The organism is Actinomadura sp. NAK00032, assembly GCF_013364275.1.
GTDB lineage: Bacteria > Actinomycetota > Actinomycetes > Streptosporangiales > Streptosporangiaceae > Spirillospora.
In genome coordinates this window covers 7,833,723-7,850,122 of the sequence record NZ_CP054932.1, presented here as the reverse complement: position 1 = coordinate 7,850,122, position 16,400 = coordinate 7,833,723, and the positions used below count along the sequence as shown (strand labels likewise).

The window sequence follows — 16,400 nt, the reverse complement described above, 5'->3', positions numbered from 1 at the left end:
AGCGAATCGGGGGGCGTGGGGGGTCGTCCCCCCTCGGAAGACGGAGTCATGAACCTGCTGCTCGACGAGATCGCCAGGGCGACCGCGCGCCTCGCCGACGCGGGCGCCGCCTCGCCGCGCGCCGATGCCGAGGAGCTCGCGGCGGCCGTGCACGAGGTGCGGCGCTCGGAGCTGCACGGCGTCCCCGACAGCGCGTTCGACGCCCGGTTCTGGGAGTTCGTCGCGCGCCGCGAGGCGGGGGAGCCGCTGCAGCACATCACCGGCCGCGCCTACTTCCGCTACCTGGAGCTGAAGGTCGGGCCGGGGGTGTTCGTCCCGCGCCCGGAGACCGAGGTGATGGCCGGCTGGGCGCTGGAGACGCTGCGCGACATGGACGTCCGCGACCCCCTCGTCGTCGACCTCGGCACCGGCTCGGCGGCGATCGCGCTGTCGATCGCGCTGGAGGCGCCTCGCGCGCGCGTGCACGCGGTGGAAAAGGACCCGACCGCGTTCGTGCACGCCACCCGCAACATCGAGGAGCTGGACGAGCGGGGCCGCGTCCGGCTGCACCTGGACGACTTCGCCACCGCGCTGCCCGAGCTGGACGGCACCGTCGACCTGGTCGTCAGCAACCCCCCGTACATCCCGATGAGCGAGTGGGAGTACGTTCCGCCGGACGTCCGCGACCACGACCCGGCGGACGCGCTGTGGGGCGGCGGCGACGACGGCCTGGACGCGATCCGGGTGGTCGAGCGCACCGCCCGGCGGCTGCTGCGCCCCGGCGGCTACGTCGCGGTCGAGCACAGCGACCTGCAGGGCAACGCGGTCTACTGGGTGTTCGCCGAGGAGAACGGCTGGCGGGACGTCCGCAACCGCCGCGACCTCACCAACCGGGACCGCTTCGTCACCGCCCGCCTCGCCACCGACTAGCCCCGTCCCGCACCCGGTCAGCCCCGCCTCGCGACCGGCCGGGCCTGCGCGGACCCCCGCTATCCTGGGCGGTGCCAATCCGATGAGCGCCGCGCGAGATGGGAAGACGGGCGATCGTGAGCCGACGTTATGACTGCTCAGAGCCGATGGAGCGCACGCGCGGGATCGCGGAGGCCGTGTCGGCCGTCCGGCGCGGCGAGCTGATCGTCCTGCCGACCGACACCGTGTACGGGGTGGGCGCGGACGCGTTCGTGGCGCCCGCCGTGACGAAGCTGCTGGAGGCCAAGGGCCGCGGCCGGGAGATGCCCCCGCCGGTCCTGGTCGGCTCGGTGCGGGCCGCGACCGCCCTGGTGGACGACCTCGGCGTCTACGGGCAGGACCTCATCGACGAGTTCTGGCCGGGCGCCCTGACGCTGGTGTGCCGCGCGAACCCGAACCTCATGTGGGACCTCGGCGAGACCAAGGGCACCGTCGCCGTCCGGATGCCGATGCACGAGCTGGCGGTGGAGCTGCTGAAGGAGACCGGCCCGCTGGCCGTGAGCAGCGCGAACCTGAGCGGGCAGCCCGCGGCCCGCAACATCGACGAGGCCGAGAAGATGCTCGGCGACTCCATCTCCGTCTACCTGGACGGCGGCGTGTCGGGCCATGCCGACCCCTCCACGATCCTCGACCTGACCGGCCCCGTCCCGCGCCTGCTGCGGGCCGGCGCCGTGCCCGTCGACAAGATCCGCGCCGTGGTCGGCGTCCTCCTCACCGACGACGACGAGCCGGACGAGCCGGACGAGGCGGGAGAGTCCGCAACGGCCGCCTCCGACGCCGATCAGGCCAAGCTCTCCCTCACCAAGGAGACGGCTCCCGCGACGCAGGACGAGCCCGCTGAGGCCCCTGCGGACCCCACTGAGGCCCCCGCCGCCCCGGCCGAGCCCGCCCCCAAGCCGTCCCTCACGAAGAACGACTCGGACGCCGCCCAGAACGACTGACACCGGAGGGCCGGGCGCCCCGGGCCTCCTGGCCGAAAACGGCCGCTCCGCACCGGCGGGCCCGGAGAAAGCGCGAAGGCCCCGCCGGGCCGGGCGGGGCCTGTGTCGGCAGGCAGAGCGAGCGGCTCAGAAGAGCTTCTTGCCCTTGCCGTAGTAGTACTTGCCGGTCTTCTTGTTCCGGCCGCACTCCTGCACCCACAGGTGGCTGCTGTAGCTGGAGCTGACGCTGATCTTGACGGTCGCCTTGCCGTCGTAGTTGTACTTCGCGCCGCCGGACGTCACGCCGATGATCTTGAAGCGCGACCAGTACTTCTTGTTGCCCTCGGTGAACAGGAACCGCACGCAGGCGGTCCAGCCGTTCTTCTTGGTGTCGCGGAGGTAGCCCTTGACGTAGGTCTTGCCGCCGCTGCGGGTGTAGGTGCCCCAGGCGTCGATGCTGCCGTAGGAGTTGATGGGCTTCCAGCTCTTGGCGGCGGCCGCCTCGGCGGGGGCGCCCACGGCGGCCATGCCGGCCATCAGGGTGCCGGCGGTCAGGGCTACTGCAGCGAATCGCCGCATAGGTCCCTCCAGGCTCAGTTCTTCGGGGGGTTAGCGAGCGATAACTTAGCAGTGACCGGACGTTCATCTCCCGGTGCGCCTCGCCGTTGTGCCGACACGATCATGAGCACCCGTGGAACCATGCCTGACGTGCGTGGCCGTGTCCGGGGGCGCGTGATCTTCGCGGGCCTCCTGCTGCTGATCCTCGTGCTCGTGCTGCCCGCCCCCGCCCGCGCCGCCGGGGAGCGCATCCCGACCTACGACGTGGTGCTGCGGATCGGCGCCGACGGGGTCCTGCACGTCCGGGAGACGATCACCTACGACTTCGACCGGAGCGAGCACGGGATCGTCCGGCATGTGCCGTTCCGGCGCGGCGACCGGGTCTACGACGTGCGGAACGTGCGCACCAGCTCCTCCACCGGCGCGCCGTCCCGCGTTCGGATGACGCGGTTCCTGCGCGACGTGCGGATCAGCGTCGGGGACCGGCACCGCGAGGTCCGCGGGCGGCAGGCGTACGTGCTGGAGTACGAGGTCAGGTGGGCGTTCACCCCGCGCCCCGGCCACGACGAGCTGGAGTGGGACGCGATCGGGACGGCCTGGGACGTCCCGATCGGGAACGCGGCGGTGCGCGTCGAGGCGCCGGTCCCGCTGCGGCGCGTGGGCTGCCGGGCGGGCGCCCCCGACGCGTCGACCCGGTGCCTGCGCGACCGCGACGGGCCGTACGCCGTCGACTTCGTCCAGACCGGGCTCGCCCCGCACGAGGGCATGCGGATCCGGGTCCGGCTGCCCAAGCACGCGATCACCGTCCCGGCGCCGCACCGCGTCCCGCCGCGCTGGGCGGGCGGCTGGCCGGGGACCGCGGTGCTCGCCCTGGCCCTCGGCGCCCTGGCGCTGATCCCGCGCCTGCCGGTGCCGCGCCGGCGGGCCGGCGTGGCGCTGGTCGCGGCCGGTCTGCCGGTCGTCGCCGCCGACGCCGGGGAGGAGGTCGCGGCCCGCGGGCTGTGGGCGTTCTCGCTGGGGGACGGCTGCCTCGCCGGGCTCGCGCTGCTGATCGTCGGCGCCGGGATGCTCTGCGCGCACCGCCGCACCCCGCACAGCCCGCACCGCCTCACCCCGCACCGGCTCAATCCGCGGGCGCCGCGATGACTCGCGCGGGCCGATCGGCAGCGCGTGGCGGCCGGGTGGGTCTACAGTTGGTCGGTCGCGGCGCGAACACATCCGCCGGATCGTTCGTCTAACGAAGACGAACGGGCCGTACTGGCCAAGTGCACGGTCTTGTGGACAGATCTTCTGGACAGGTCACGTGGACAGGTCATGTGGACGGCTCACGTGGATGGGGCGCGCCGGACGGGGTACCACGGCGGCGGCGATCGGTGAAGGGGGCGCAGGCGAGTGCGGGAGTACCTGCTCACGATCCTTGTCGCCGCCCTCGTCGCCTACCTGCTGACCCCCTCGGTACGCCGGTTCGCCGTCTGGTTCGGGGCGCAGGCCGTCCCGCGCGACCGCGACGTGCACGTGATCCCGACGCCCCGCCTCGGCGGCCTGGCGATGTTCGGCGGGATGGTGTCGGCGCTGGTGGTGGCGACCGGGCTGCCGGAGATGCGCAAGGTCCTCTCGGACGGCGACATCAGCGTGGCGAAGGCGCTGCTGCTGTCCGGCGGGCTGATCGTGCTGATCGGCATCGCCGACGACCGGTGGGAGGTGGACGCGCTCACCAAGTTCGCCGGGCAGGTCGCGGCCGCCGGGATCTTCATCATGCAGGGCATCCAGATCTACGTGATCCCGCTGCCGACCGGCGAGTCGCTGTCGCTGCCGCCCGCCTACGGGGTGCCGCTGACCGTCTTCGTCGTGGTCGCCACGATCAACGCGGTGAACTTCATCGACGGCCTGGACGGCCTGGCCGCGGGCGTCGTCGGGATCGCCGCGCTGGCCCTGTTCTCCTACGCCTACCTGCTGTCGAAGTCCAACGGGCTGACCACGCTGACCGGCGCGACGCTCACCGCCGCGGTCCTGGTCGGGATGTGCGCGGGGTTCCTGCCGCACAACTTCAGCCCCGCCAAGATCTTCATGGGCGACACCGGCTCGATGCTGATCGGGCTGCTGCTCAGCGCGTCCACGATCATGCTGACCGGGCAGTTCGACCCGGCGATCCTCGCCAACGGGCTGTTCCCGTTCTTCGTCCCGGTGCTGCTGATCCCGGCGGTGGCCGCGGTCCCGTTCATGGACATGCTGCTCGCGGTGCTGCGCCGCACGAGCCAGGGCCGGTCGCCGTTCTCCCCGGACAAGCAGCACCTGCACCACCGGCTGCTGCAGCTCGGCCACTCCACCCGCCGGGCCGTGCTGATCATGTACTTCTGGGTCGGGCTGCTGGCCTCCGGGCTGGTCGGGCTGGCGCTGTTCGACGCCGCGTGGATCACCCTCGGGGTGACGCTGCTGGTCGCGGTCGCCGGCGTCGTGCTGATGCTGCGCAAGCCGGGCCGCGGGAAGCCGGCCGCGGACGACGCGGGCACCGGCGACCAGCCGGTCCGGCGCCCGCCGATGCGGGTCTGATCCCGGTCACGCCCCGTTCCCGGCGGGGCCGCGCCGGCCGCGCCCGCCGCCCGGACACCGGTCCCGGCACGGCGTTGCGCGATGTGGTAAAAGCAAGCCCTGAGCTGGGCTAAAGTCCAGGTGCGAGCGTGACCGGCGGGGGCCTCCGCGGCCCCCCATTCGCATTACCTCTAGGGTAATTGTGGACAATCCGGACGCTTGTGATACCTTTCACGAACAAGAAACGACCACTGACCGTGACCAGCCGGAGCCCTCATGCAAACCTCCGACGCTCGGATGCTCCGCGGCGCAGCGATCCCGACATCGGTCGTCGGGGTGGGCGCCGTGCTGATCGGCCTGCTGACCGCCGGCGCCAAGGGCGCCCTGGCGGCGGCACTGGCCTCCGTCGTGGTGATCGCCTTCTTCTCGATCAGCGCCCTGGTGGTCTCCTGGGCCGCCCGGTACTCCGCGCAGACGATGATGCTGGCCGCGCTGGCCAGCTACATGGTGAAGATCCTCGCGGTGATGGTGCTGGTCACGACGATGGACGGCGTCTCGATCTGGGACACCAAGGTGTTCGGCTGGACGGTCATCGGGCTCGCGCTGCTCTGGATCGCCGCCGAGTTCCGGGTCGTGCTGCAGCGGAGGCCCTACATTGACGAACCCGAGAACGTCCTGGACCGGAGTCCGTGATGCACCCCTCGCGGACGGTGCCGGGCCCCTGGGACTACTCCAATATGACCACCGCACGGGTGGCCTGCTATCGTCCGGAGCGCGATGAGCGAGCAGAAGCCCCGGCCGGAGGACGGCCAGCGGGAATTCGCCGACGTCGCCTGGTCCGTGCCCAGCTACCTTCTCTCCGGGATGATCATCTGGGGCGGCATCGGGTGGCTGCTGTCCGCATGGACGCACCAGACCTGGCTGATCCCCATCGGCCTGATCATCGGTGCCGGGCTCGCCATCTACCTGGTCTACCTGAAGTACGGCAGCCACTCCTCCTGAGCGGCCCCGCCGAGGAAGCCGCCGAGGAAGCCTTCGTGAAACATCACCACATTGATGAAGGGAACGCCGCGTGAACGCGCTGACGGTCCTCGCCACCGGGGGAGACGAGTTCAAAGCCCCGGGCCCGGAGCTGTTCGACTTCCCGCCCCTGTTCGCCGGCGGCCCCGAGTGGCTGACCAAGCCCGTCGTCTTCGCGGTCGTCGGCGCTCTGCTGGTCTGCGGCCTGTTCTGGATGGCGTTCGCCAAGCCGAAGCTCGTGCCGCGCGGCATGCAGAACATCGGTGAGATCGGCTACATGTTCGTGCGGGACGAGATCGCCCGCCCGTTCCTCGGCAAGAACACCGACCGGTGGATGCCGATGCTGATGTCGCTGTTCTTCCTGATCTGGTTCTGGAACATCTTCGCGGTCATTCCGATCATCCAGTTCCCGGTCGCGTCGCACATCGCGTTCCCGATCGTCCTCGCGGTGTTCGTCTACATCGTCAAGGTCTACCTGGGCTTCAAGCACCAGGGCCCGGTGAAGTACTTCACCAACCTGATCCCCAAGGGCCTGCCGCTGCCGGTCTACTTCCTGCTGGTGCCGATCGAGTACCTCTCGACGTTCATCCTGGCGCCCTTCACCCACGCGGTCCGGCTCTTCGCCAACATGTTCGCGGGCCACACGATCCTGGCGTTCTTCAGCCTCGTCGGCTTCTGGTTCCTCTTCGAGAAGCCCACCGCGCTCGGCTTCGGCGTCGGCATCGTCGGCGTCATCGTCACGATCCTGCTGACGGCACTGGAGTTGCTGATCCAGTTCCTGCAGGCGTTCCTGTTCGCGATGCTCGCCGCGATGTACATCCAGAGCGGCCTCGAAGCGGACCACTAAGCCACCGGGTCCGCGCGCTTCCGGTGCCGGGCCTTCCCAGACACCCTCGTTAGCCCAGACCGGCGGAGCCTCCGCCGGCCGACAGAAAAGGAATGAACCCATGACGGGAGCCGTCCTCGCCGCAGTCGAAGGCAACGTCACCTCGATCGGCTACGGCCTCGCGGCCATCGGCCCGGGCATCGGCATCGGCATCATCTTCGGTCAGGGCGTGAACGCCATCGCCCGCCAGCCGGAGCTCACCGGCGTCATCCGCACCAACATGCTGCTGGGCTTCGTCCTCACCGAGGCGCTGGCCCTCATCGGTCTGGTCGCGCCCTTCATCTTCCAGGGCATCTGACCACGGGTTCCAACTGAGGAAGGGCTGCAGACATGATCACGGCAGCTTCCGTCCTAGCGGCGGAGGAGAACAACCCTCTCGTCCCGCACCCGTACGAGCTGGTCGTCGGCATCTTCTCGTTCCTCGTCGTCATGATCGTGCTGGGCCGCATCCTCGTCCCGCGTCTGCAGAAGACGCTGGAGGAGCGGACCCAGGCGATCGAGGGCGGCCTGGAGCGGGCCGAGCAGGCGCAGAAAGAGGCCCAGCAGGTCCTCGATCAGTACAAGTCCCAGCAGAAGGCGGCCGCGGTCGAGGCGTCCAACGAGCGGCGCAAGGCCGAGGAGCAGGGCGCGCAGATCATCGCCGAGGCCAAGGAGAAGGCCCAGGCGGAGGCTCGCAAGATCGTCGAGGACGCGAAGAAGCAGATCGAGGCCGAGCGGCAGCAGGCGCTGCAGTCGCTGCGCGCCGAGATCGGCGCCATGTCGGTCGACCTCGCCGGGCGCGTCGTGGGTGAGTCCCTTGAGGACAGCGCACGGCAGAGCCGGGTCGTCGACCGGTTCCTCGAGGAGCTGGAGAGCCGCGCTCGCACGCAGGAGCAGATCACATCATGACCATCACGGGAGCGGTGAGCAGGGCGTCGCTCGCCGAGGCCAAGACCCGGCTGGAGGCCGTCATTCCCTCCGCCGACCTGGCCTCGCTGGGCGCCGACCTGTTCGCGGTGCTGCACCTGATCGACCGCGAGCACGGCCTGCGCCGGGCGGTTTCCGACCCGGCGCGGGACGGTGCCGACAAGGCGCAGCTCGTCCAGATCCTGCTGGAGGGCAAGGTGTCGCCGGCCGCTCTCGGGCTGGTCGCCGACGTCGTCCGGCTGCGCTGGTCCAAGCCGTCGGAGCTGGCGGACGCGGTGGAGACCCTCGCGGTCACCGCCGAGGCCGCCCGCGCCGAGGCCGACCGGCAGATCGACGACCTGGAGGACGAGCTGTTCCGGTTCTCCCGGGTCATCGAGGGGGAGGTCGCGCTGCGCGCCGCCCTCGCCGGTCCGGGCCTGCCGGACGACCGCAAGCTCGGCCTGGTCAACGCGCTGCTGGAGGGCAAGGTCACGCCTGCCACGCTGACGCTGGTCACCGAGCTCGTGCTGCGTCCGCGAGGACGTAGCCTGGAAGGCGGGCTGGCCGAGTTCGGCAAGCTCGTCGCCCAGCGCCGGCAGCGGCTCGTCGCCCTGGTGCGGACGCCGACCGAGCTGTCGGCGCAGCAGCGGACGCGGCTCGCCGCGGTGCTCGCCGCCGCGTACGGACACGAAGTACACCTGAACATCGAGATCGACCCGGGCACGATCGGCGGACTGTCGATCGAGATCGGGGACGAGATCATCGACGGCACGATCGCCGGACGGCTGGACGACGTCCGCCGGAGGCTCGGTGCCGGCTGACGCCGGTAGACCTGGCTCCATTGCCGAGTGCCGGTAAAGCCGACCCTTAAGGGAGCAAGAGAGGAATCATGGCGGAGCTGACGATCCGTCCGGACGAGATCCGGAACGCGCTGGAGCGCTTCGTCCAGTCGTACGAGCCCGAGGCCGCCGCGCGCGAGGAGGTCGGCACCGTCGTCGATGCCGGCGACGGCATCGCCCACATCGAGGGCCTGCCCTCCGCGATGGCGAACGAACTCCTGGAGTTCGAGGACGGTACCCGTGGCCTGGCTCTGAACCTGGACGTGCGTGAGATCGGCGCCGTTGTCCTGGGTGACTTCAGCGGAATCGAGGAGGGCCAGAAGGTCCGGCGGACGGGCGAGGTCCTGTCGGCGCCGGTCGGCGACGCCTTCCTCGGTCGCGTCGTGGACGCGCTGGGCAACCCGCTGGACGGCCTCGGCCCGGTCGAGTCGACCGAGCGCCGTGCGCTGGAACTGCAGGCCCCCACGGTCGTGCAGCGGCAGTCGGTGAAGGAGCCGCTGCAGACCGGCATCAAGGCGATCGACGCGATGACGCCGATCGGCCGGGGCCAGCGGCAGCTGATCATCGGTGACCGGCAGACCGGCAAGACGACGGTCTGCGTGGACACCATCATCAACCAGAAGGAAGCCTGGGACACCGGCGACCCGGCCAAGCAGGTGCGCTGCATCTACGTGGCGGTCGGCCAGAAGGGCTCCACGATCGCCAACGTCCGCCGCTCCCTGGAGGAGGCCGGCGCGCTGGAGTACACCACGATCGTGGCGGCTCCGGCGTCCGACCCGGCGGGCTACAAGTACATCGCCCCCTACACCGGGTCCGCGATCGGGCAGCACTGGATGTACCAGGGCAAGCACGTCCTGATCGTGTTCGACGACCTGTCGAAGCAGGCCGAGGCCTACCGCGCGGTGTCGCTGCTGCTGCGCCGCCCGCCGGGCCGCGAGGCCTACCCGGGTGACGTCTTCTACCTGCACTCGCGCCTGCTGGAGCGCTGCGCGAAGCTGTCGGACGACCTGGGCGGCGGCTCGATGACCGGCCTGCCGATCATCGAGACCAAGGGCAACGACGTGTCGGCCTACATCCCGACGAACGTCATCTCGATCACCGACGGCCAGTGCTTTCTGGAGACGGACCTGTTCAACCAGGGCGTCCGGCCGGCGATCAACGTCGGCATCTCGGTCTCCCGGGTCGGCGGCTCCGCGCAGATCAAGGCGATGCGCAAGGTCGCCGGCACGCTGCGCCTGGCGCTGTCGCAGTTCCGCGACCTGGAGGCGTTCGCCGCCTTCGCGTCCGACCTGGACGCGGCGTCCCGCGCCCAGCTGGAGCGCGGCGCCCGCCTGGTCGAGCTGCTGAAGCAGCCGCAGGGCGCGCCGTTCCCGGCCGAGCAGGAGGTCGTGTCCGTGTGGGCGGGCACCTCCGGCGAGCTGGACGACGTCCCGGTCGCCGACGTCCGCCGCTTCGAGCGCGAGTTCCTCGACTACATCGAGCGGGAAGAGGGCGGCATGCTGACCGCCATCCGCGAGACGGGGCAGCTCTCCGACGACGGCCTCACCAGCCTCAAGAACGCCATCACGGAGTTCAAGAAGGGCTTCCAGACCAGCGAGGGCGAGATGCTGGCCGAGGAGCCCGTGGAACCGATCGAGGCCGAGGACGTCGAGCAGGAGACCATCACCCGCGTCAAGAAGGACTGACGCCGATGGCCGCACAGCTTCGCCAACTCCGGCAGCAGATCAAGACGGTCAAGTCGACCGCCAAGATCACGCGTGCCCAGGAGATGATCGCCACGTCGCGGATCGTCAAGGCCCAGCAGGCGGTGGCGGCGTCCAAGCCGTACGCCGACCAGATCACGCAGGCCCTGACCGCGCTGGTGAGCCACCATGTGGGGATCGACCACCCGCTCCTTCAGGAGCAGCCGGCCGACACCCGCAGCGCCGTCCTGATCGTCACGAGCGATCGCGGGTTCTGCGGCGCCTACAACGCCAACGTGATCCGCGAGGCCGAGTCGCTGATCCGGGCGCTGCGGGACGAGGGCCGCGAGCCGGTTCCGTACGTGGTGGGCAACAAGGGCATCACCTGGTACCGGTTCCGGGGCCGGGAGGTCGCGCAGACCTGGCACGGGTTCAGCGACCGCCCGCACTTCGCGAACGCGGAGGAGATCGGCCGCCGGCTCACCCAGGACTTCCTCAAGACCGACGCCGAGGGCGGCGTCGGCGAGATCCACGTGGTCTACACCGAGTTCGTCTCGATGCTGACCCAGGCCGTCCAGGTCAAGCGGCTGATGCCGCTGGAGATCGAGGAGAGCGAGTCCGCCAAGGTCCCGCCGGCGTACGAGTTCGAGCCGTCCGCGCAGGCGGCGCTCGACCTGCTGCTGCCCAACTACATCGAGAGCCGCATCTTCCACATGCTGCTCCAGTCGGCGGCGTCGTTCCAGGCGTCGGTCCGGCGGGCGATGAAGTCGGCGACCGACAATGCCAACGAACTGCTCGGGGTCTACACGCGCCAGATGAACCAGGCGCGGCAGGCCGCGATCACCCAGGAAATCAGCGAGATCGTCGGTGGCGCTGACGCGCTCGCCGAATCTGGCGGGGAGTGATAATGACTGCACAGGTAGAGACGGCGACCGCGACCGGGCGCGTCGCGCGCGTCATCGGCCCGGTCGTCGACGTGGAGTTCCCCGCCGACGCCCTCCCGGACATCTACAACGCCCTGAACGTGCAGGTCACGCTCGGCGGCGAGGAGAAGACCCTGACCTTCGAGGTCGCCCAGCACCTGGGCGACAACATGATCCGGGCCATCTCCATGCAGCCGACGGACGGCCTGGTCCGCGGCGCCCCGGTGACCGACAGCGGCGAGTCCATCGCCGTCCCGGTCGGCGACATCACCAAGGGCCACGTGTGGAACGCCCTCGGCGAGGCGCTGGACGCCCCGACCGCGTCGCTGGAGATCAACGAGCGCTGGGGCATCCACCGCAAGGCCCCGCCGTTCGACCAGCTGGAGTCCAAGACCGAGATGCTGGAGACCGGCATCAAGGTCATCGACCTGCTCGCCCCGTACGTCAAGGGCGGGAAGATCGGCCTGTTCGGCGGCGCGGGTGTGGGCAAGACCGTCCTCATCCAGGAGATGATCCGCCGTGTCGCCCGCAACTTCGGCGGCACCTCGGTGTTCGCCGGCGTCGGCGAGCGCACCCGTGAGGGCAACGACCTCTGGGTGGAGATGGACGAGGCGGACGTCCTCAAGGACACCGCCCTCGTGTTCGGCCAGATGGACGAGCCGCCGGGCACCCGGCTGCGCGTCGCGCTGTCCGCGCTGACGATGGCGGAGTACTTCCGCGACGTCCAGAACCAGGACGTGCTGCTGTTCATCGACAACATCTTCCGGTTCACGCAGGCCGGTTCGGAGGTCTCCACGCTGCTCGGGCGCATGCCGTCCGCGGTGGGGTACCAGCCGACGCTGGCCGACGAGATGGGCGTGCTGCAGGAGCGGATCACCTCGACGCGCGGTCACTCGATCACCTCGATGCAGGCGATCTACGTGCCCGCCGACGACATCACCGACCCGGCGCCGCACACCACGTTCGCGCACCTGGACGCCACCACGACGCTCTCCCGGAGCATCTCCGAGAAGGGCATCTTCCCGGCGGTCGACCCGCTCGACTCCACCTCGCGGATCATGGACCCGCAGATCCTGGGGAACGAGCACTACGAGGTCGCGCAGGAGGTCGTGCGGATCCTGCAGAAGTACAAGGAGCTGCAGGACATCATCGCGATCCTCGGTATCGACGAGCTGTCCGAGGAGGACAAGGTCACCGTCCAGCGGGCGCGGCGCATCGAGCGCTTCCTGTCGCACCCGATGTACGTGGCCGAGCAGTTCACCGGGCAGCCCGGTGTGACGGTCTCCAAGGACGAGACGGTCGCCTCGTTCAAGGCGCTGGCCGAGGGCAAGTACGACCACCTGCCCGAGCAGGCGTTCTTCATGTGCGGTGGCATCGAGGACGTCGAGAAGAAGGCCAAGGAGCTGGAGAAGTAGTCCGCGCCGGCGGGGCCGCGCCCGGGCCGTGCGCCCGGGGGCGGCCCTGCCGGTACCGCTCCAGTATTCGGAGGAAACAGACGTGGCAACCCTACGGGTCGGGCTCGTCTCGCCGGAGCGCGAGATCTGGTCCGGCGAGGCCAAGATGGTGGTCGCCCAGACCATCGAGGGGTCGCTCGGCATCCTGCCGGGCCACGCCCCGGTGCTGGGCGTCCTGCTGGACGGCAGTGTGGTGAAGATCGAGCCGGCGAACGGCGGCGAGCCGATCACGGCGGCGGTCGGCAGCGGCTTCTTCTCGGTCGCGGCCGACGAGGTGTCGGTGCTGGCGGAGCAGGCCGAGCTGGGCGGCGAGATCGACGTCGACGAGGCCCGGCGGTCGCTGGACGCGGCGCTCGAACTGGCGGGCGAGGACGCGGTGCCGGAGCGGCGCGCCCGCGCTCGGCTGCGCGCGGCGGGCATCGAGGCCTAACATCAGGCTGAGATCGGATTCGGCATCGGGGCCCGGCATCGTGGTCTGGCACCGGGGCCCGGGATCCGAGCTCGGCCTCGTGGTTCGCGGCCGTGGTCTGAGATCGTGGTCTGACATCGAGGTCCGGAGTTCGACGGACGGCGGGGGACTTGGGCGAGCAGCTGGCACTGGAGGTGGGCGGTGCGCTCACCGCGCTCGTCCTGCTGGCTGCCCTGCTGTTCGTCTGCATGGCGGTGCGCCGCTGGTTGTTCACGCGCGGCGGCGGCACCGTGGAGTGCAGCCTGCGTGACCTGTCCCGGGAGGGCGGAGCTCCGGGGGTATGGCGGCTCGGCATCGGCCGGTACAAGGGCGATGAGCTCCACTGGCACCGCGTGTTCGGTTTCCGCAGACGGCCCCGGCAGGTGATCCACCGCCGGGGCCTAGTCGTGTCCAACCGGCGCCTGCCGGGCCCGGAGGAGGCCGAGGGCCTGCTGCCGGACGTGAGCGTCATCGAGGTGCGGGACGGGGAGCTGACCGTCGAGCTGGCGATGGGCGCGGCGGCGCTGACCGGCTTCCTGTCGTGGCTGGAGGCGGCCCCGCCCGGCCTTCCAGTGGATCTGCGCCCACCGGAGTGAGTCCGGGCATGACCTGGTAAGGCGCCGGTATCGAATCGTCCTGGCGGTGGCGCTGCCGCTTGAGGCGGCCGGGGCGCGGGGTGAGGATCGCTCCTGGTCCGCTCGGTCCTCGTCCGCTGGAGTGCACGTGCGCAAGCTGATCACCGGCCGCAATCTCCTCACTGGTACCGCTGTGGCGCTGCCCGCGCTGTTCCTGCCGGCGGCGCTCCCGGCGGGCGCCGCGCCGGCCCGCCCGGATCTGGCCAAGCTGGTGACGCTGAAGGACGTCCAGGCGCACCTGGCGGCGTTCCAGGAGATCGCCGACTACAACGGCGGCAACCGCGCGGCGGGCACCTCGGGCTACGGGGTGTCGGTGAAGTACGTGGTCGGACGCCTCCGGAAGGCCGGCCTGTCCCCGAAGGTGCAGAAGTTCACCTTCCCGTACTGGGCGGAGAAGTCCGACCCGGTGTTCGCGCGGACGGCGCCGTCCAAGAAGACCTACGAGCGGGAGAAGGACTTCCTGACGTTCGCCTACTCGGGGGACGGGGACGTGACCGCCGCCGCGGTGGCCGTCGACTATCCGGCCAAGGGTGACGGGACGAGCGGCTGCGAGAAGAGCGACTTCAAGGGCTTCGCGAAGGGCTCGATCGCGCTCGTCCAGCGCGGTACGTGCACGTTCGCGGTGAAGGCGGCGCGGGCGCGGGCGGCGGGCGCGTCCGCCTTGGTCGTCGCGAACACGGCGGGGGAGAAGGGGCCGGTGAACGGGACGGTGTCCAAGCCCGTCGCGATTCCGGTCATCGGCGTCACGCATGAGCTGGGCGCCGCCCTGGTGAAGGCCGCGAAGGGCGCGAAAACCGCGAAGGGCAAGAAGGGCGCTAAGCAGGGCGCTAATAAGGGCGTCAAGAAGGCCGGTCTGAAGCTGCGGGTGAAGACCGACACCGTGCACGGGAAGCGGTCGTCGTCCAACGTCATCGCCGACACCGAGCGCGGCGACCCCGACAACGTGGTGGTCGCCGGGGCGCACCTCGACAGCGTCCCGGAAGGGGCGGGGATCAACGACAACGGCACCGGCGCCGCCGCGCTGCTCGCCATCGCCGGGAGGATCAAGGACCTCGGCAAGGGCGGGCTGCGCAACCGGGTGCGGTTCGCCTGGTGGGGCGCCGAGGAGGAGGGCCTGCAGGGGTCCGCGCACTACGTGAAGTCGCTGCGGGCGTCCGAGCGGGAGAAGATCGCGCTGAACCTCAACTTCGACATGCTGGGCTCGCCCAACGGCGTCCGCGGCGTGTACGACGGCGACGGCTCCACGGGCACCGGGACGCGGGCGCCCGCCGGGTCCGGGGCGATCGAGAAGATGTTCCGCGACTACTTCAAGAGCCGCAAGCTGCCGACCACGGAGGGCGCGTTCAACGGGCGCTCCGACTACGGCCCGTTCATCGCGAAGGGCATCCCGGCCGGCGGCATCGCGACCGGCGCCGAGGGCGTGAAGACCGCCGCCGAGGCGAAGAAGTTCGGCGGCCGGGCCGGCAAGGCGTACGACCCCTGCTACCACGCCCGCTGCGACCGGGTGAAGAACGTGAACCTCAAGCTCCTCGACACCAACACCGACGGTGTCGCGCACGTCCTGCAGCATCTCGCCCGGACGACGGTCGCGGTGAACGGCGGCGCCCGGGTGGCCCTGCCGCTCGTCCCGTCCGGCCACGCGCCGGTCTGGCAGGGGCCGTACCAGGTCCGCTGAGCCGGTCTGATCATCTAGTAGGGCAGACCTAGTTGGGCGCGACGAGGATTCCGCCGTCCCGGGTGGCCAGCTTGATCTTGCGGTCGGAGCGGGAGTCCTCGTGGATGCCGGGGTCGATCTCCTTGCCGCCGTTGTCGGTGGCCGCGGTGATGGCGTAGCTCTCGCCGGTGGGCGGCAGGCAGAGCTTGATGGAGCCGTTGGCGGTGTCGGCGTCGACGCTCGCGGGCGGCGCGGCGAGCCGCAGGTCGATGCCGCCGTCCTTGGTGCGTGCGGTGAGCCGCTCGGTGGTCAGCCCCTGCGCGTCGATGCCGCCGTTCTCGCTGCGGAGGTCGGCGACGGTGGCGGTCCCGCTGAGCCGGATGCTTCCGTCGGCGGAGCGGACCGTCAGCTTCCCGGCGGTGAGCCCGGTCGCGTCCACGGAGCCGTTCTGGCTGCGCACATCGGCGGTGGTGACGCGGCCGGCGACGCGCACCGACCCGTCCTCGGAGCTGAGGGAGACGTTGGACGCGCGCAGGTCCGTCGCCTTGATCGAGCCGTTCTCGGTGTGCAGCCGCACCGTCCCGCCGAGCCCGGACGCGTCGATCCGGCCGTCCCGGCTCTCGATCTCCACCGGCAGCGAGCGCGGGACCCGGATGCGGTAGGAGATGCCGCACGAGGAGAACCCGAGCCCGACCGCCTGGCCGCCGCACTCGGACGTGAGCTTCAGCGTGCCGCCCTCGGTGACGTGCCTCGCCTTCGGCTTGTTCTTCTCGTTGGACCAGCGCAGCCGTTCGCTGACCTCGATGCCGGGGGAGTCGGACGCGGTCACCACGACCCGGTTCCCGCTCCCCCCGATCTTCAGCTTGGTGACGCCGGCCGGCGCGGTGTAGGAGCGGTCCTCGTGGCCGGTGCCGAAGCTCACGTTGCCGCAGGCGGTCAGCGTCGCCGCCGCCACCGCCGCCAGCGCGGCCGTGGCCGTCAGGGTCCTCACGTGGTCACTCCCGTTGTCGCCGTGCCCT

The 16,400-nt window shown here is 70.6% G+C and carries 18 protein-coding genes; 16 read left to right on the top strand and 2 right to left on the bottom strand.

Annotated elements, in window-relative coordinates; translation table 11 throughout:
* The first annotated feature begins 48 nt into the window (after nucleotides 1-48).
* Together prmC and HUT06_RS36010 are read left to right on the top strand one after the other, a co-directional pair.
* Nucleotides 49-909, top strand: a complete 861-nt coding sequence (prmC, locus tag HUT06_RS36015) for a peptide chain release factor N(5)-glutamine methyltransferase (RefSeq protein WP_176199797.1) — start codon at nucleotides 49-51, stop codon at nucleotides 907-909.
* 116 nt (nucleotides 910-1,025) lie between these two features.
* Nucleotides 1,026-1,889, top strand: coding sequence for an L-threonylcarbamoyladenylate synthase (locus tag HUT06_RS36010; protein WP_176199796.1), 864 nt, complete (start codon nucleotides 1,026-1,028; stop codon nucleotides 1,887-1,889).
* Between the two features lie 126 nt (nucleotides 1,890-2,015).
* Here HUT06_RS36010 and HUT06_RS36005 read toward each other — a convergent pair whose 3' ends face one another.
* Nucleotides 2,016-2,447: a hypothetical protein gene (locus HUT06_RS36005; RefSeq protein ID WP_176199795.1), complete on the bottom strand. Its 432-nt coding sequence runs from the start codon at nucleotides 2,445-2,447 to the stop codon at nucleotides 2,016-2,018.
* A gap of 129 nt (nucleotides 2,448-2,576) precedes the next feature.
* Here HUT06_RS36005 and HUT06_RS36000 point away from each other — a divergent pair, with 129 nt between their 5' ends.
* The 14 genes from HUT06_RS36000 (at nucleotide 2,577) to HUT06_RS35935 (ending at nucleotide 15,402) form a co-directional block, all read left to right on the top strand.
* On the top strand, nucleotides 2,577-3,572 hold the full coding sequence (locus tag HUT06_RS36000) for a DUF2207 domain-containing protein (protein WP_176199794.1): 996 nt from the start codon (nucleotides 2,577-2,579) through the stop codon (nucleotides 3,570-3,572).
* A 246-nt stretch (nucleotides 3,573-3,818) separates the two neighbouring features.
* Nucleotides 3,819-4,976 (top strand): glycosyltransferase family 4 protein, encoded by a 1,158-nt coding sequence (locus tag HUT06_RS35995; RefSeq protein WP_176199793.1) that lies wholly within the window; start codon nucleotides 3,819-3,821, stop codon nucleotides 4,974-4,976.
* A gap of 255 nt (nucleotides 4,977-5,231) precedes the next feature.
* Nucleotides 5,232-5,648 carry a hypothetical protein gene (locus HUT06_RS35990; protein ID WP_176199792.1) on the top strand — a complete coding sequence of 139 codons (417 nt, stop codon included), beginning with the start codon at nucleotides 5,232-5,234 and terminating at the stop codon, nucleotides 5,646-5,648.
* An 84-nt stretch (nucleotides 5,649-5,732) separates the two neighbouring features.
* The gene (locus tag HUT06_RS35985; protein ID WP_089330863.1) at nucleotides 5,733-5,957 is read left to right on the top strand and encodes a hypothetical protein; all 225 of its coding nucleotides are present in this window, start codon (nucleotides 5,733-5,735) and stop codon (nucleotides 5,955-5,957) included.
* 70 nt (nucleotides 5,958-6,027) lie between these two features.
* Nucleotides 6,028-6,822 carry a F0F1 ATP synthase subunit A gene (gene atpB, locus HUT06_RS35980; protein WP_176199791.1) on the top strand — a complete coding sequence of 265 codons (795 nt, stop codon included), beginning with the start codon at nucleotides 6,028-6,030 and terminating at the stop codon, nucleotides 6,820-6,822.
* 100 nt (nucleotides 6,823-6,922) lie between these two features.
* The gene (gene atpE / locus HUT06_RS35975; RefSeq protein WP_089330861.1) at nucleotides 6,923-7,159 is read left to right on the top strand and encodes an ATP synthase F0 subunit C; all 237 of its coding nucleotides are present in this window, start codon (nucleotides 6,923-6,925) and stop codon (nucleotides 7,157-7,159) included.
* 32 nt (nucleotides 7,160-7,191) lie between these two features.
* Nucleotides 7,192-7,749: a F0F1 ATP synthase subunit B gene (locus HUT06_RS35970; protein WP_171068786.1), complete on the top strand. Its 558-nt coding sequence runs from the start codon at nucleotides 7,192-7,194 to the stop codon at nucleotides 7,747-7,749.
* Nucleotides 7,746-8,567, top strand: coding sequence for a F0F1 ATP synthase subunit delta (locus HUT06_RS35965; protein WP_176199790.1), 822 nt, complete (start codon nucleotides 7,746-7,748; stop codon nucleotides 8,565-8,567). Before HUT06_RS35970 ends, HUT06_RS35965 begins: the two co-directional genes overlap by 4 nt.
* Nucleotides 8,568-8,635: 68 nt before the next feature.
* Entirely contained in the window at nucleotides 8,636-10,270 is a 1,635-nt protein-coding gene (gene atpA / locus HUT06_RS35960; protein ID WP_176199789.1) for a F0F1 ATP synthase subunit alpha, read from the top strand.
* Between the two features lie 5 nt (nucleotides 10,271-10,275).
* Nucleotides 10,276-11,172: a F0F1 ATP synthase subunit gamma gene (locus tag HUT06_RS35955; RefSeq protein ID WP_176199788.1), complete on the top strand. Its 897-nt coding sequence runs from the start codon at nucleotides 10,276-10,278 to the stop codon at nucleotides 11,170-11,172.
* 2 nt (nucleotides 11,173-11,174) lie between these two features.
* Nucleotides 11,175-12,605, top strand: a complete 1,431-nt coding sequence (atpD, locus tag HUT06_RS35950) for a F0F1 ATP synthase subunit beta (protein WP_176199787.1) — start codon at nucleotides 11,175-11,177, stop codon at nucleotides 12,603-12,605.
* Between the two features lie 82 nt (nucleotides 12,606-12,687).
* Nucleotides 12,688-13,074: a F0F1 ATP synthase subunit epsilon gene (locus HUT06_RS35945; RefSeq protein ID WP_176199786.1), complete on the top strand. Its 387-nt coding sequence runs from the start codon at nucleotides 12,688-12,690 to the stop codon at nucleotides 13,072-13,074.
* 149 nt (nucleotides 13,075-13,223) lie between these two features.
* The gene (locus HUT06_RS35940; protein ID WP_176199785.1) at nucleotides 13,224-13,688 is read left to right on the top strand and encodes a DUF2550 domain-containing protein; all 465 of its coding nucleotides are present in this window, start codon (nucleotides 13,224-13,226) and stop codon (nucleotides 13,686-13,688) included.
* A gap of 127 nt (nucleotides 13,689-13,815) precedes the next feature.
* Complete coding sequence (locus HUT06_RS35935) at nucleotides 13,816-15,402, top strand: M28 family peptidase (protein WP_254715560.1); 1,587 nt, start codon at nucleotides 13,816-13,818, stop codon at nucleotides 15,400-15,402.
* Nucleotides 15,403-15,430: 28 nt separating this feature from the next.
* Here the strand turns inward: HUT06_RS35935 and HUT06_RS35930 are convergent, their stop codons facing one another.
* The gene (locus HUT06_RS35930; RefSeq protein WP_176199784.1) at nucleotides 15,431-16,372 is read right to left on the bottom strand and encodes a DUF4097 family beta strand repeat-containing protein; all 942 of its coding nucleotides are present in this window, start codon (nucleotides 16,370-16,372) and stop codon (nucleotides 15,431-15,433) included.
* Between the last annotated feature and the right edge of the window lie 28 nt (nucleotides 16,373-16,400).

Bases quoted from the DNA above. Each gene is read 5' to 3' on its own strand.
- HUT06_RS35985 (WP_089330863.1), top strand. From the start codon at position 5,733: ATGAGCGAGCAGAAGCCCCGGCCGGAGGACGGCCAGCGGGAATTCGCC.
- HUT06_RS36005 (WP_176199795.1), bottom strand. From the start codon at position 2,447: ATGCGGCGATTCGCTGCAGTAGCCCTGACCGCCGGCACCCTGATGGCC.
- HUT06_RS35955 (WP_176199788.1), top strand. From the start codon at position 10,276: ATGGCCGCACAGCTTCGCCAACTCCGGCAGCAGATCAAGACGGTCAAG.
- prmC (WP_176199797.1), top strand. From the start codon at position 49: ATGAACCTGCTGCTCGACGAGATCGCCAGGGCGACCGCGCGCCTCGCC.
- HUT06_RS35990 (WP_176199792.1), top strand. From the start codon at position 5,232: ATGCAAACCTCCGACGCTCGGATGCTCCGCGGCGCAGCGATCCCGACA.
- atpE (WP_089330861.1), top strand. From the start codon at position 6,923: ATGACGGGAGCCGTCCTCGCCGCAGTCGAAGGCAACGTCACCTCGATC.
- atpA (WP_176199789.1), top strand. From the start codon at position 8,636: ATGGCGGAGCTGACGATCCGTCCGGACGAGATCCGGAACGCGCTGGAG.
- HUT06_RS35965 (WP_176199790.1), top strand. From the start codon at position 7,746: ATGACCATCACGGGAGCGGTGAGCAGGGCGTCGCTCGCCGAGGCCAAG.
- HUT06_RS35970 (WP_171068786.1), top strand. From the start codon at position 7,192: ATGATCACGGCAGCTTCCGTCCTAGCGGCGGAGGAGAACAACCCTCTC.
- atpD (WP_176199787.1), top strand. From the start codon at position 11,175: ATGACTGCACAGGTAGAGACGGCGACCGCGACCGGGCGCGTCGCGCGC.